This window comes from Shewanella yunxiaonensis, from assembly GCF_018223345.1.
Classification (GTDB): Bacteria; Pseudomonadota; Gammaproteobacteria; order Enterobacterales; family Shewanellaceae; genus Shewanella; species Shewanella yunxiaonensis.
In genome coordinates, this window is the sequence record NZ_CP073587.1 from 2,502,310 (window position 1) to 2,517,651 (window position 15,342).

The following is a 15,342-nucleotide window of genomic DNA, read 5'->3' on the forward strand; positions in this document are numbered from 1 at the left end:
AATCTGTTTTATTGACTAAAACTTGTGCTACCGCTAAGGTTTACCGCCAGCAAATGTTGGCTTACACTGCGGCTTTATTTTTCTCAGAGCTGTTGTCATGTGGTTTAAAAATCTCACGCTTTATCGTTTCAATAAGCCGTTTACCGTTACTCCAGAATCACTGGAGCAAGCATTAGCGGGTTACCCATTTACGCCCTGCTCAAGTCAGGACATCAGCAAGTTCGGGTTCAGCAATGCCCTGGGGAAACTTGGACAGAACTTAGTGCATAGTGCCAATAACCGGCATCTGATTTGTGCGACCAAAGAAGAAAAGATCCTGCCATCTCAGGTGATCAGAGAAGCCCTTGATGAACAGGTCAGCAAACTGGAAAACGAAGAAAATCGTAAAATCACTAAGAAAGAAAAAGAAGCACTGAAAGAAGACATTACCAGTACGCTATTGCCACGTGCTTTTTCGCGCCGCAGCCAAATCCATGCATTATTGTTACCTGAGCAGCAACTGCTGCTGGTAGATAGTTCCAGCGCCAATAAAGCGGAAGAACTATTGGCACTATTGCGCAAAGCACTGGGCTCACTGCCAGTGGTACCGGTAACAGTGAAAACTCCGATTGAATTGCAGTTAACCGAATGGCTGAAGCAGGGTCATGCTCCCGCACCTTTTGATATTCAGGACGAAGCCGAACTGAAAGCGGCCACCGAAGAAGGTGGCATTGTCAGATTCAAACAACAGGATCTAGCTGAAGAGGAAGTTCTCGCCCACCTAGAAACCGGTAAGCAGGTACACAAGTTAGCCTTGCACTTTGAGCAGTCTATTGCATTCGTGTTGCAGGCAGATGCCAGTGTCAAGCGGCTGAAATTTGCCGAAGAATTCCGGGCGCAGACAGATGATGTTGCCGGAGAAGATCCTGCCGCTAAAGCAGATGCTGATTTTGCGTTAATGAGCGGAGAAGTGCTGGCCCTGGTTTTAGCCTTGGTAAATGCGCTGGGCGGTCTGGACGACGCGGCGCTCTGACGTAACGGTTACGTAGTATCCACCATTAAAAAGGCGCTATTGGCGCCTTTTTAATGGTGGAATCACGCCGAGATATCAGCTTAGCGATTTGAAATTGCCTTTATCATCAAACGGCCAGTCAATGCCTAGCCAGGCTTTGAAAAAGGCTTTTTGGTTATGAGAGACTTTTTTTAACGACTGCAGTTGCAGTTTTCCTGAGGGTTGTGCCCCGAGAACAACCTGACGCGTCACTAAAGTATCGTTACTGAACAAGGTCAGCGTAATCGTATCACCGGCTTTAAAGTCATTAATTCGCTTATTGAGCCCATCAGCAGTGACCTTAAGCCCATTAACAGCAACCAATTCATCACCGGCGCCAACGCCTGCCTGCCATGCAGGACTGTCCTTGGCAACTCGACTGAGCTGTAATCCATCCCCTAAAGTGATACCAAGATAAGGTTCTACCTTGCTGTCTTTTCCGTAGTTGAGTTGTAATCCTGCATGCGCCAACAATGACGGAAAATCCAGAGTCATCGGCGAATCGACATGTTGTTGCCACCAGTCATGGTAATCTCGGCCGGAGAGCTGCTTCAGTATCAATTGCACATCATTCACGCTGTAATCTTTAGGGAGTCGAAACTCCCGATACAAGCGCTTATGGACATCACGATAAGAGGCGTTTAGATGGGTCTCTTGCAGCAGTGAAAAATCCAATGCCAGTGACGCCATATAGCCTTCAGCATAGATATTCACACTGTTATTAGTCGCATAATCGCCACCAGTGCTGGTCCACTGATTAAGACTGGAAGCTGCGACCGATTGAATTCCCCGCCCAGGATTATGCTGATTCGCGTCAATGCGCTTTGCCAGATCTTCCAGAAACTCTTGCGCTGTCATAACGCCAGCTCGCAGTAACAACTGATTCTGGAAATAACTGGTGGAACCTTCAGCCATCCATAGCAACGGCGTCATATTTTCCTGTTGATAACGGTAAGGCACCAAACCCGCCGGACGATAAGCCTTGACGTTCCAGGTATGGATAAATTCGTGAGCGGCAGTACTAATGAACCGCAAGTAATCTTTGCGCTCGCGAAAATTAAAACGCGGCGTTTGAATGACAGTAGAATTGATATGCTCTGTCGCCCCACGCGCACCATTAGTCGCATGGACCATAAACAGATAATTATCGAAGGGATATCCATCCCAGATAGTCTGAGATGCTGCGGTTACCTTTTGCAAATCACTGACAATCTGCTCCGGGTTATAATTGCCCTCGCCCCAAATCACCAATTGATAATCTTTACCATCGGCAGCAAAACTGCGTTGTTGACTAATCCCGGTTTCAATCGGTGAATCGACCAATACATCATAATTCGCTGCGGTAAACTGCTGCTCAGCAACACGAGTTAAGCCTGAATAGCTGTTCCAGTTCTCCGGGACTTTCAACGCAACTGTCAGCGGTTGCTGACGGAACTCGGGGCTATACATAAATACGCCACTGGCATCCAAAAATGCATGTGTTGCATCGATATGGCGCACTCGCTTGCCGAGCTCATTTGCGTACAACTGATAGGAAATGGTGACATTCGTCGGTTGAGCCAATGTCACCTGCCATTCACCGGTTGCCGTTCGTTGCCAGGGTAATAACTTTCCAGTCGCATCCCGCGCTTCAAACAAGCGCACACCATCAGCTAAAGGCAACACTTCGTAACGCCCGGTGCGCCAAACCGGCAGATTTACCGTAAAGTCACCGGCACGGGTTTTCGGAAACACCGCGCGCACTTTCGCCATATGATGTTGCGGCGTGGATAAATCTATCTGATAACGCACCTCAGCAATCGCATGAGACCAGATCCCCAATGTCAGTAACGAGGTTAACGACAGCATTGACAAACCGCTGATTTTCACTCGTAATTCCTTCCTTAATTATTGTTGGTATATAGGTTATTGTTGGTATATAAGTCGTCGATTATAACAACGGATAAAGGCTGACTCAGTAGTTCCACATAAAAACTAACAATTAAAATATTCCTTTCACTTTGAGGCGAAGTGACATGCGTTTCTGGACGACTGCATTAGTGCTTTTTTTAAGTTGTTGGATATCAAATGTTTTTGCTGACGACTCCCATGAGGCAGAAGTTGCATTTAGAGAATCACCACACGCGCTTTACGAAAAAATCGCCGCTGAAATTCCAACCAATTTACAGCTTAATAGCCGAGAAGAGTTAACCGCTCAGGCAAAAGCATTACAGCTCAGTCCCGAGCAAATGATTTTTAATATGGTGTTGTTAGCACGCTTGAATCTGAATATTCAAATTCATAAAAGCAGTAAACAATCAGATGCGAAACACCTGATCGATATGTTGCAAAAGGTGGTGCAAGGCGACGATGAAAATGCCGCATTATTGAATCTTGAAGGTCGATTTCAAGGCGTGGTTAATCAGGACTATAACGCCACCATTCAATCGAATAATGATGCGTTATCATTAATTGCTGATGACAATGATCAGCGAGCGATGCTGCTGAAATATGTGATTTATGAAGACCTAGGCATCGTTAATTTAATGACCAAGAAATCACAGGCGGCCTTAAACAATCTCACACAATTGAAAGATATTGCCTATCGCCTACGTGATGACTATCTGATTGCTGAAGCGGAAACCAAACTGGGTAAATATTTTCGCGATCAAGGCCAGTTGAACCGCGCGTTAGAGCACTACACCGAAGCCTACCGCATTGCGGCAAAAATCAATAAGCCTTATCAAAAAGCAATCTTGCAGTTTAATCTCGCCAAACTGTACCGGGATCTTCAGCAATGGGACGACGCACTCAATTATATTTATCAGGCCATTGATTCATTTAAAGCGTTGAAATTGGACATTTATCTATCCAACAGTATGACGGTCATTGCCACCATCTATGCTAACCAGGGGAAATGGAACAAAGCCATTGATTACTACTTAAATGCCCAACAGATTGATGCCCGGCTACAGAATTTTACCGCGCAAGGGCTTAACTTCCATAATCTTGGTGAAGCGTATTTCAAATTAGGAAATACCCAAAACGCGCTGGATTACTTATACCAGGCTAACAAAATATTTCGCGACCGCAAAAGTGATCACTATCTTATCTATAATGAACTGCTCATAGCACAAGTTGCCAGCGCCAGTAACACTTGGGATCTGGTTCTGGAACATGCTCGTAATGCCGAAGTATTAGCCCAAAAGCTGAAACTTAATAGTGAATTAGCCGAAGCCTTGGAATATCAAGTCAACGCCTTGAAAGCCAAAGGAGAGGAGCAAGCAGTCATTGGCTTGCAAGATAAAATTATTTCCTTGAAGCAAACACTGTTGGAACAGCAAAAAAGCCGACAAGAAAACAACAACGTCAGCGAACTTAACGAACAGCAATTGTTGTTGAAACTGACAGAAATGCAACAACAGATGCGGCAACAGCGTGAGATGCTAAATACCCGTGACTATTTTATCATCACGGTGCTAATTCTATTGATTATTAGCGGTAGCTATTGCTTGTATCTGCTACGACGCCGATACCACAGTCAACGGCAGCTGCAGGAGTTACTGGCGTTAAGCGTCTTGGAACCAGTGACCGCCTTACCCGGCTATCGCGGCTTCTGTCAGCAACTTCAACAAGGCAATTGCCATGCAATCGCCTTACTTGGTATTGCCAGCGATTTCGACCACGATCTGAGGTATGGTCATCACCAAACCTGCAATAAACAACACAGTCTGCTTCATAAATTACGGCATCTGGCTCAAGCGAATGTTTACAGTATTCGACCAGGCCTGTTTGCACTGACTTTTGTTGAAGCCACCAGTGCCAAAGAGATCATGCAGCGACTGCAAGAACTCAGCTGGAATGAGCAGCCGCTAAACTACAATTTGGGGTTTCTTGGGCTGCCGTTACTCGCAGATACGGATATTCAGTTACCTCCCGTTATTTTATTTGAAACACTGCAATTAGCGCTCGCAGGCAGTCTGAGCTTGCCGCGACATCAAAATCACTATGTCAGTTTATCGGCATTGGACTTTACCCCGTCCGGTATTTTTTCCAATCCACTTTACCTGCAACTACAGAAAAGTATCGAACGTGGTTTTATCCGAGTGGAAACCAATGGAAACAAGAGCGACATCCAATGGCCCGAACCGTTAATGAGCGCAACATCAGACTATCGCGACGTTATTTGATCTAGCTGTCAAAACTAAAGAGGCAAATATATTAGATCATTTGCAGACACAAGCATTTGCTATAACATTAGCGATGAGCGAAGCGTCTATATTTTGACGCTCGCTAAACACGCAGAATTTCCGATGCCTAGGGAACTCAACAGGAATGAATGACGATAGTTCTGAAATGTCACAAATAGGTCTGTTGAAACAAAAATTGCAGGCCACCAAAGTGGCATTGGAAGAAATCAATGATGATCGCAACAGCAAACTAATAGCGCTGACCCAGTTTATTACCCAAATGAGTCTGGCCTGCAAGGGTCAGAATCTCGAGCTTGATAACAAGCTCGCTAAGCTACGCGTCAATATGGGCAACTTCGAGCATCTGGATGAGGTGTTGCCTGAACTTCCTGAAATTGAGCGACTGCTGAAAAGCCAATATCACCATGTGATGGGTAAGCTGGAACAAGGGCGCTCTGGCCTCACTAATTTCAGTCGTGAGCTGCTGCGTATTAAACACATTCCAGAAAAACTGTCGCGTGAAATCAGTATCTTTCGTCAGGAACTCAGCAAGCCATTCCACTCGTTATGGGACTACATTCCCAAAGTTGAGCAACTGATCAGCTATTACGAACAAGCACTGCTGCAGAATGTTCAAGATGAACCCTTAATTATTCTGCCAATACACAGACAGCTATCCTATGAGCTGGCACAGCTGATATCGGATATTGAGTTTCCTAAGGCGCAGCGGGAACAGGTGTTACGGCTGAAGGATATTCTGGCGTCAGATTCGTTGCAGGTTGAAACGCTGCTTGAAGCTTATCAGACCATTCTCCGATTGTTGTTAGAAAACATTGCCCGAGAAAAAGCCACCTCACAGGAGTTTCTGCAGACACTCAATGACGCGCTGACATCCGTACGGGATATCGTGAGTGAGTCGTTTAGTCAGACTCAACACAGCCAGCAACTGAAACAGCAGCTTAACGGTGAAATTAACAATCAGGTCAATAATGTCCTGAACAGCCTCAATGAAATCGATGAGATTTCACAGCTGAAGCAGAAAGTCACAGAACATCTCGCTGAAATCCAGAACCGTCTGGCGCGAAAGGAAGCCCTAGAACAGCGTGAAATGGCGTTGCTCCAAAAATCGGTAAATACTCTACGCAAAGAGTTGGCAGATCTTTCAGCTGAGACCTTATCTTATCGAGAACGGCTGTGTGAACAGCAAAAAATTAATCAACTGGATAGCCTCACTCAGTTACCTAACCGCGCGGCGCTGGATGAACGTATGGACCAGGAGTTCCGCCGCTTCCAACACAATAACAGTACTCTGTGGGTTGCCGTAGCTGACATCGACCACTTCAAACAGATCAACGACAGTTTTGGCCATAGTACCGGTGATAAAACCCTTCAGGTCATTGCGATGGCATTGAAAAACTCGCTGCGCGATACTGAATTTGTCGCCCGCTATGGCGGTGAAGAATTTGTCCTGCTGATCCCTGATGTATCGGCAAATGACATCGCACAACTTTTGAATCGGGTTCGTGAGAAAATTAAAAATATTCCGTTTAAATTTAAAAATCAGCGCATTACAGTTACATTATCAATCGGCGCAGCGCAAGTGCTCAACGGCGAGCACATTCTCGACACCTTTGAACGTGCCGATGCAGCGCTCTATAAAGCCAAACACGAAAGCCGGGATCGCGTCATTATCGATTAATTTTCATGATGACATCCCGGTGTAGGAGTCATGATGATTGTCAAAGTAAACCCCAGAGGCAGCATGGATCAGCTGTCGCAACTGGAAGTAGAACTACTCAAACAGAGCTCACAAAGCGAACTGTATCAGTTATATCGCAACTGTTCGTTGGCAGTGCTGGCCTCCGGTTCAGAAACAGATGATGCCCGGGCATTGTTCAAGCAATTCGATGATTTTGAAATCAATGTGGTCCGGCGTGAACGCGGGGTAAAACTGGAACTGCACAACCCTCCGGCCTGTGCCTTCGTCGATGACCAAATTATTGTGGGGATCCAGGAACATCTGTTTGCCGTTTTACGCGATATTATTTACGTCAGTAACAAATACAGTCATGTCACTCATCTGGATTTCAGCAATCCGGATCACATCACCAATGTGGTGTTCGATATTCTGCGTAATGCCCGCGTCATCTCCCCTGCGCATGAGCCCAATGTCGTTGTGTGTTGGGGTGGCCACAGCATCAGTGAGTATGAATATAAATACACCAAAGAAGTTGGCTATCAGCTCGGGCTTAGAAAACTGGATATCTGCACCGGTTGCGGCCCAGGTGCCATGAAAGGGCCGATGAAAGGCGCAGCCATCGGTCACGCGAAGCAACGGATCCACGACGCCCGTTATATCGGTATCACCGAACCCGGAATTATCGCTGCCGAGCCACCAAACCAAATCGTTAATGAATTAGTGATCATGCCGGATATTGAAAAACGTCTGGAAGCCTTTGTGCGGATGGGGCATGGCATCTTGATATTTCCTGGCGGTCCGGGAACTGCAGAGGAACTGTTGTACCTGCTGGGTATTCTCTTGCATGAACAGAATAAAGACATTCCGTTCCCCTTAGTGTTGACCGGCCCAGCTGGCAGCGCCGAATATTTTGCGGAAATTGACGCCTTTATCGGTGCAACACTCGGTAAGGAAGCACAGAGCCGTTATCAGATCATCATTGATGATCCGGCGGCCGCCGCTCGCAAAATGCGTTATGGTATGGACGAGGTCAGGGAACACCGTAAAACAACCGGTGATGCCTACCAATATCAGTGGGGCCTGAAGATTGATGCGGATTTCCAGCTTCCCTTTGTGCCTACACACGCAGCGATGGAACAGCTGGATTTACACTTCCAACTAGACAAAGCCCGTCTAGCGGCAAACCTGCGCAAAGCGTTTTCTGGTATTGTTGCCGGCAATGTTAAGCGCGACACCATTATGAGCATCGAACAACAAGGACCGTTTTGTCTCAAGGGCGACAAAACCTTGATGTCGATGATTGATAAATTGCTGGCGGCATTTGTGCAGCAGGGTCGCATGAAGTTGCCCGGAAGTACCTACGTTCCCTGTTACAAGGTCTGCCAGTGAATCGACTACTGATCATTGATGGCATGAATCTGGTGCGCCGCCTTTATGCGGCGCAGCCAGATGAACAGGATCTGGCCGGCTTAGCACAGCGGGCACTCAATGCTTGCCAGAAATTATGTCGACATCACCAACCAAGCCATCATGCTATTGTCTGGGATGGAGAACAGGAATCCTGGCGTAAACAACTCTACCCTGACTACAAAAAGGGACGAAAACCCATGCCAGTAATGCTGGCGGATTACTTGCCTCAGCTAAAACAGCTGTTGGCGACAGCGAATATGCACTCGGTAAACGCTGAAGCTGAAGCCGATGATGTGATAGCGACACTCGCCTATAAAATCTGTCAGCATGACGGCGAGGCAATTATTGTGTCTACGGATAAAGGTTTCAGTCAGCTACAGTTCAAAGGGGTGCAACAGTGGGATCACTTTGCTAACAGCTGGCTGGATATCGAGGCACTGGAACAAAAACTCGGTATTGGGCGCCATCAACTTTTGGATTTCATGGCGCTGAGCGGCGATAGTGGTAACCGTATCCCGGGCATTCCGGGCATTGGTCCGAAATCCGCTGCCGAACTGCTGAAAAGTTTTCGTTCATTGGCCAATATCTATAATGCCTTGGATAAGCTGGGTCAGAAGCAAGCAGAAAAATTACGCTCAGGTTACGATATGGCGCGTCTGAGTTATCGCCTGGCAAAGCTGCGTACCGATTTAGAGCTTCATCTCAATCTGAGTCAGTATCGTTGGGCCCCGCAGAATAGCTAAAATTATTACCATTAATATCAATATGTTAATATTTAACTAATAGCTTTAAGGATAACGAATGAAAAGTAAAATCCCGGTGGTTATTGGTACCCTGTTTTTGGCGTATATGGCATTTGTTGCGGTGATTGTGCTGGTGTACGAACCTAATCCAGACGATATGAGTTGGGAAGATCGTCAGGCGTATAATCAAGAAAAACTCACCGAAATAAAATTGGGACAATCTGGCGAAGAAATTATCACCATGATGGGACGTCCTGATTTTAGCGAAGCCAAACTCAGCCAAGGTCAAGCACTCAACATCCTGTTTTATAGAACACATCAGACTAAACCCGATGGTGCAACCACCAAGGATGAATGTACACCGCTGCTGTTTCGCAATGATCGTTTAATTGCATGGGGTGAAGACACCTATCAGCAATATCTAAAATCAGCGACAGATACAGACAATAACGCGCTCACAAACGGCCACAGCGAAGCCACTAATAACGGCAGCCAACAGTTGTCAAAGTAAACGCTCACCACTTCCATAGGAAGTGGTTTAAATTTGATAAGAAAAAGGGGCAACCGCCCCTTTTTTCACTCTTCTTTCGCTGGTTCCCGATAGGGTTCGCCGTGCATCATCCATTCAGGCGCCTGCCGCCCTTTCAGATAATGATCGAAAAACTGCTTCATTCTGATGGTGTAATCCAGCTTATTGGGATACTTCTTCAAATGATGAGGTTCATCATTATACTGCAGCATAATCACTTCTTTACCCGCACGGCGCATCGCCAGATACAGCTCAATCCCCTGCTCCCAAGGTACCGCGTCATCGCGATCACCGAACATGATTAACAATGGGGTATGAATTCGGTCAACGTAAAATACCGGCGAGTTTTCGATATATTTCTGCGGTGCCTGCATCAAACTTTCGCCAATACGGCTCTGCCCGGCTTCGTATTGGAACTGACGGGCAAGCCCGGTGCCTAACCGGATGCCACTGTAGGCACTGGTCATGTTGCTTACCGGTGCTCCCGCCACGGCAGCTTTGAAAATATTCGTTTGCGTGATATCAAATGCGGTCTGATAACCACTCCAGGAATGGCCCTGTAAACCGATAGCATCAGGATCAGCAATTCCCAGTTCAATCAGCTTTTGTACGCCAGCGGTCAAGGCTTTAACAGAGCTACTACCGGGGTAGCCAATTTCAAAGCGAATATCGGGCAGGAAAATCACATAATCATCTGCGCTATACCAGGCAAAATTGGGGCGGTGATTGATTTTCATATCCGGGAAGGCAAACAAGCGATCGCTCATAAAGCGGTAGTAGTAAACCATCACCGGGTAACGCTTTCCCTTCTGATAATGAGGTGGCTTGATTACCACGCCATCCAGCAGACGACCATCACCATCGCGCCAATGCACCAATTCCGCTTTACCCCAAGGCAAGTTCTGCCGCTGCTGATCCAGCTCGGTTTGCCTTATGGCCTTGGCCGGTTCCAGCACATCTGCGGTATAAAGATCCGGGAACAGATCATAACGCTGTTGACTAAACACCATCTTATGGGCGTTATTGGCCCGAGCGAGCACTTGCAGTTTTGCTGGCGCATTCAGCAGTGATGTAACGCCAGCCTTACCAATCTGGGCGCGATAAAAAGCATCAGCTTTGGTGCGTTCACTGTAACCCTGCAGCAATATCGCCGCACCGTCAGCAATTGTCGGTTGGAAGGCCTTATCCGGTTGCGGAGTCGCTTCAACACGAAAACTGATGTGCTGCTTACGGCCTTCGCCATCCGTTAACATGAAACCGTTATGGCTGGTGGTATCAAACTGCCAGATATCATATTTGTCGTACACCAGAATGGCAGAGTCATCTGCCAGCCAGGGGCCAAATCCGTAACCTGGAGCGACTGAAGGATAATCATGATCTTCATTGGCAAATGGGGTTTTAATGCTAGCCGTTAGCGATAGTTTGCGACCTTCTGCAATGTCATATAGGAAGATCTGACCTTGTTGATACCAGGCAAGATATTGGCCGTTTGGCGAATATGTTGGTTCACTGTCACTGGGTTGCTGCGTCAGCACCATTGTTTTGTGGCCAGTATTCATATCCACCAGATAAAAATCTCGGTAAAAGCCCGCCCAGGTAATCATCTTGCGATAGGGAATATCCGAACTCGCCAGCAAAAAGCGCTTATGCTCAGATAATGTCACATCTGGCACTTGCGTATCGGCCAGTTGCACCACACTGCCCGATTGTACATGTAACACCGCCAGATAAGTGCGCTTCAGTTCTTTGGGATATTGTTTGATTTCGTTAGGCTTGATCAGCGGATCATCGCCGTGCCAGATATTGAGCCCGCGTTGCTCAGTGATTAGTTGCTCGTTGTAAAGATCCGCTTCGTTTTCAACTTTAGGTAGATGAAATTGCTGACTGATCTGCGGTACCCGTCCGAAAAACAGCCGCTGACCATCGGCAGAGAACTGCAATTGGCTATAGCGGTTCAGTAGCCAGCCATCAGTATCTTTAGTCGCTTCCTGAACTGTTGAAAATTTGCCGGTATCAAGGCTATACAGTGCTAAACGATAAGGCCGTTCGGCAGCCACAACCAATGCGTTGCCTGCAGTATACGCCAGATGCTTGGCATCTCGGCTCAGCGCGACCGCACCTATCTGTTCGGTTTTGCTGCTCACCAGTTCCGCCTGGTTAAAACTGTCAAGTCGCACCAGCAGCAGTTTATGTAGTGCTGTGGCGCTATCGTTCTGAGCCAATGTCAGATAACGGCTGTCGTAGGAAAAACGCCAGTCAGTGATATGGTCAAATTGCAGTGATTTGCCGCTGGCAAGATTAACCACGGTAAATTGCGTTCCGGCATCATCCTTCGCAGTTTTCTTTGGCGACAATGCCTCTTTAGCACTTACGGTTGCACTATGGGTTTTATCTTCGGTGTCGGTTTTGGCCTCTTTGGTCTCAGCTTCATCGAACCATAAGGCGAGGTACTTGCCATTCTCGGAAAAGGCATGGGACTTAACCCGCTCAAAATGCTGAATCTCACCGCTCTGGTTATCTATCAGCGCCAGCCCCGCTTTTAACTTCTTGCGCGCTTTGGCGGAGGCTTGTTCTGTAGATAACAACGATGGTTTAACGGTAAACACGCTATATCGACCATTATTGCTGACCGATGGCTCTGAACCACCCGCAACCAGATACTGTTGTCCATCCGCTAACCATTTAACAAAACCCTGGCTATCACCGCGGTCCGGGGCGGTGCTGTACGCTAAGATCCGACCTTGCGGATCCAATACTTGTTCAGTTATCGACTGGAAGTGCATCACATCTTCCAACGTAAGATTATTCTTTGCCTGTGCGGCCAACGACAGGCCAGCAGTCAACAGCAATGAAGCAATAGTAGAAAACTTCAATGTCGTCCCCATACGCTAAAGGATGGCAATCAAGGCGGCGTAACATCGCCAAACATTGGCCACCAAGTAAAAATTTTGTAACGTTTAGCCTACATAAAAAGGCGCTGTTTTGCTCACTAATTCCCTGTGAAAAGTGTTTAAAAGTGTTTAGAATAAAGGAGATCTATATCACAGAATTTTCTGACACAATCCGTGTTCATCATGCGGTTGTACTTTCGTCTATACGCTAACCCGTGGAAGGATTCTCCATGCCAAAAAGAACCATAACCGTGATCCCCGGCGACGGGATCGGTCCAAGTATTATTGAGTCAGCTATACAGATTTTAGATAAAGCAGGATGCGATTTTGAATATGAATTTGCCGATGCTGGCCTCGCAGCCTTGGAAAAGTACGGTGAATTGCTGCCACAGCGCACGCTGGATTTAATCGAAAAAAACCGTATCACGCTTAAAGGTCCGCTAACCACTCCTGTCGGCGAAGGCTTTACCTCCATCAACGTTACTCTGCGTAAAAAATTCAGTCTTTATGCCAATGTGCGTCCCGTGCTTTCATTTAAAGGCACCCAGGCACGCTATGAAAACATCGACATCATCACTGTACGTGAGAACACCGAAGGGATGTATTCGGGTTATGGGCAGAAAGTGTCTGAAGATGGCTCAACCGCTGAAGCCACCAGCATCATTACCCGTCAGGGCGCGGAACAGATCACTACCTTTGCTTATGAACTGGCACGCAAAGAAGGCCGGAAAAAAGTCACCATCGTGCATAAAGCCAATATCATGAAGTCGACTTCTGGCCTGTTCCTGAAAACTGCCCGTGAAATCAGTCAGCGTTATCCGGATATCATCACAGAGGAAATGATTGTTGACGCCACCTGTATGAAGCTGGTGATGAACCCTGAGAACTTCGATGTGATTGTTACCACTAACCTGTTTGGTGACATTCTCTCTGATCTGTGTGCGGGCTTAGTAGGTGGTCTGGGCATGGCCCCTGGGGCCAATATCGGTAAAAATGCCGCTATTTTTGAAGCTGTACATGGCAGTGCTCCTGATATCGCCGGGAAAAACCTTGCTAACCCCACCTCAGTCATTTTGGCTTCAGTACAGATGCTGGAATATCTGGGAATGTCGGATAAGGCAGCGCAGATCCGCAGCGCCGTTTCTGCAGTCATAGCAGAAGGTGATCGCACTACCCGTGATTTGGGTGGTAGCCATGGCACCACCGATTTTACACAAGCGGTACTGGATCGTCTGTAACACGCGATTATGGTTAACAAGGGGGCTTCTAAGTCCCCTTTTTGTTATACAGATTTGTCACGTAGACTTGATCTCACCGACGCTGGCGCTCAAGATAAAAGTAGCAATCGCGAATTTAGGGAGTCAACGTGTTTAAAGCCAGTCTTGCTCAGCTCCGCGGCAGCAAACAGACGGTTCTCGAAAAGGAACTCGCCAAGGAGCAATCCACCGCTCTCGGGAAAGCCGGTCGTCGCCTCACGGCTGCTTTAGAGGCCTATCAGTCAGATAAAGCCCATCAATTTAGACGCCATACAGAAGCATGGCATCATCAACAACTGACCGAAGCAGTATACAGTTTGATGGTTACCCGTGAATTTTTAGGCTTTGTGGACTGCAATATCGAATGGATTTGTCAGCAATACCCACTGCCGCCCGCAGTATTGGAAAATCTGGTGCCTAAATCGCAAATGGAATATCTAGAGCGGGAGTGGCATTACCGCTAGCTCCCGCTAATTTTGCCGCTTAAATGTGACTACCAGGACGTAAATACAGATGCACGGTCACTTCATCGCGGTCATGGTATAAGTGTTTGCAGCGTATTTGGAATCGATTAAAGCCATTTTCCTGCAGTACTTCCGCCATCCGCTGCAAAATCGTAGTCACTTCTTTATAGCGACTTTTCATCGGCAGTTTCAGGTTAAAGATGGCCTCGTGGAACCAACCATTGATTGCCCAGTGTTCCATTAACTCAGCAACCCGCGACGGCTGTTCCACCATGTCGCATACCAGCCAATAGATATTCTTGCGCTTAGGTTCAAAGCGGAAACCGTCTTCCCGGTAATGAGTCACCTGCCCGGTCTGCATCAGACTGTCAGCCATTGGCCCATTATCCACTGCAGAAACGAACATGCCTCGGCGTACCAGCTGATAAGTCCAACCACCAGGACAGGCGCCAAGATCTACAGCATTCATACCACTGTGCAACCGCGTTTCCTGCTCATGCGGCGCAATAAAATAATTGAAAGCTTCGTCCAACTTAAGGGTAGACCGACTGGGTGCGGCAGAAGGGAACTTTAAGCGCGGGATCCCCATAAAAAATGGCGAGCTGTTATTGCTATAGGAATAACCGGCATAGGCGCTATCCGAGCCTAAAAAACATACATGCACTATAGGCCGTCGCTGGTTTTCACTGGCCAGGAGTATCTCCTGCTTTTTTAAGGCGGCACGCAGCGGGACGGTAAATTTACGGCAGAAAGTCAGCAGTTCTTTGGCTTCGTTGGTATCAGGGGTTTCAACTCTGAGTTCACCGCCTTTTTCAATGGAAGACAACGCCTGCACAATAGGCGATACTCGGTCGTCCGCAGGCAAATCTTGCAGTAGTTCACTACAAACGAACATCTGTCTGGCAAAAATCAAGGTATCCAACGGTAACTCACGCCCGAGCTTATCCGCATCACCTTCTGCAAAGCATTGAAAAACAACATAAGCATTGTTAGCCGCTGCTTTGACATATCCGGCGACACCCAACTCGGCAGCGCGATCCTGAATTTCTGCCGCGCACTCTTTTTCATAACCTGCACGACAGAACAAAAACAGATTGTTCATTGATAATCCTGTAACCAGCCATTTGGCAAAGTCGCCAAGTATACCAGAA

11 protein-coding genes are annotated in these 15,342 nt (G+C 47.2%); 8 read left to right on the forward strand and 3 right to left on the reverse strand.

From position 1 onward, the window contains the following. Window positions 1-97 precede the first annotated feature (97 nt). Window positions 98-1,012, forward strand: a complete 915-nt coding sequence (gene rdgC / locus KDN34_RS11425) for a recombination-associated protein RdgC (protein WP_212593899.1) — start codon at window positions 98-100, stop codon at window positions 1,010-1,012. 75 nt (window positions 1,013-1,087) lie between these two features. On the opposite strand, the gene KDN34_RS11430 is transcribed toward rdgC, so the two are convergent. Then, a complete protein-coding gene (locus KDN34_RS11430) occupies window positions 1,088-2,899 on the reverse strand; it encodes a M61 family metallopeptidase (RefSeq protein ID WP_212593900.1) in 1,812 nt (603 codons plus the stop codon). 146 nt (window positions 2,900-3,045) lie between these two features. On the opposite strand from KDN34_RS11430, the gene KDN34_RS11435 reads away from it, so the two are divergent. The 5 genes from KDN34_RS11435 to KDN34_RS11455 all read left to right on the forward strand — a co-directional run bounded on the left by KDN34_RS11435 (window position 3,046) and on the right by KDN34_RS11455 (window position 9,562). Further along, the gene (locus KDN34_RS11435; RefSeq protein WP_212593901.1) at window positions 3,046-5,199 is read left to right on the forward strand and encodes a tetratricopeptide repeat protein; all 2,154 of its coding nucleotides are present in this window, start codon (window positions 3,046-3,048) and stop codon (window positions 5,197-5,199) included. A 145-nt stretch (window positions 5,200-5,344) separates the two neighbouring features. Beyond that, complete coding sequence (locus tag KDN34_RS11440; RefSeq protein ID WP_212593902.1) at window positions 5,345-6,898, forward strand: GGDEF domain-containing protein; 1,554 nt, start codon at window positions 5,345-5,347, stop codon at window positions 6,896-6,898. A gap of 33 nt (window positions 6,899-6,931) precedes the next feature. After that, a complete protein-coding gene (gene ppnN, locus KDN34_RS11445; RefSeq protein ID WP_212596628.1) occupies window positions 6,932-8,287 on the forward strand; it encodes a nucleotide 5'-monophosphate nucleosidase PpnN in 1,356 nt (451 codons plus the stop codon). Continuing rightward, window positions 8,284-9,051: a flap endonuclease Xni gene (gene xni / locus KDN34_RS11450; RefSeq protein ID WP_212593903.1), complete on the forward strand. Its 768-nt coding sequence runs from the start codon at window positions 8,284-8,286 to the stop codon at window positions 9,049-9,051. The genes ppnN and xni overlap by 4 nt, the downstream gene beginning before the upstream one ends. Window positions 9,052-9,109: 58 nt before the next feature. Further along, the gene (locus KDN34_RS11455) at window positions 9,110-9,562 is read left to right on the forward strand and encodes a DUF3192 domain-containing protein (protein ID WP_212593904.1); all 453 of its coding nucleotides are present in this window, start codon (window positions 9,110-9,112) and stop codon (window positions 9,560-9,562) included. A gap of 65 nt (window positions 9,563-9,627) precedes the next feature. On the opposite strand, the gene KDN34_RS11460 is transcribed toward KDN34_RS11455, so the two are convergent. Then, entirely contained in the window at window positions 9,628-12,453 is a 2,826-nt protein-coding gene (locus tag KDN34_RS11460; protein ID WP_212593905.1) for a prolyl oligopeptidase family serine peptidase, read from the reverse strand. Between the two features lie 248 nt (window positions 12,454-12,701). Between KDN34_RS11460 and KDN34_RS11465 the strand changes: the two genes are divergently transcribed. Both KDN34_RS11465 and KDN34_RS11470 read left to right on the forward strand, forming a co-directional pair. Beyond that, complete coding sequence (locus KDN34_RS11465) at window positions 12,702-13,709, forward strand: isocitrate dehydrogenase (RefSeq protein WP_212593906.1); 1,008 nt, start codon at window positions 12,702-12,704, stop codon at window positions 13,707-13,709. A gap of 128 nt (window positions 13,710-13,837) precedes the next feature. Further along, window positions 13,838-14,191 carry a hypothetical protein gene (locus KDN34_RS11470; protein WP_212593907.1) on the forward strand — a complete coding sequence of 118 codons (354 nt, stop codon included), beginning with the start codon at window positions 13,838-13,840 and terminating at the stop codon, window positions 14,189-14,191. A gap of 19 nt (window positions 14,192-14,210) precedes the next feature. On the opposite strand, the gene rlmM is transcribed toward KDN34_RS11470, so the two are convergent. Next, a complete protein-coding gene (rlmM, locus tag KDN34_RS11475) occupies window positions 14,211-15,293 on the reverse strand; it encodes a 23S rRNA (cytidine(2498)-2'-O)-methyltransferase RlmM (RefSeq protein ID WP_212593908.1) in 1,083 nt (360 codons plus the stop codon). Between the last annotated feature and the right edge of the window lie 49 nt (window positions 15,294-15,342).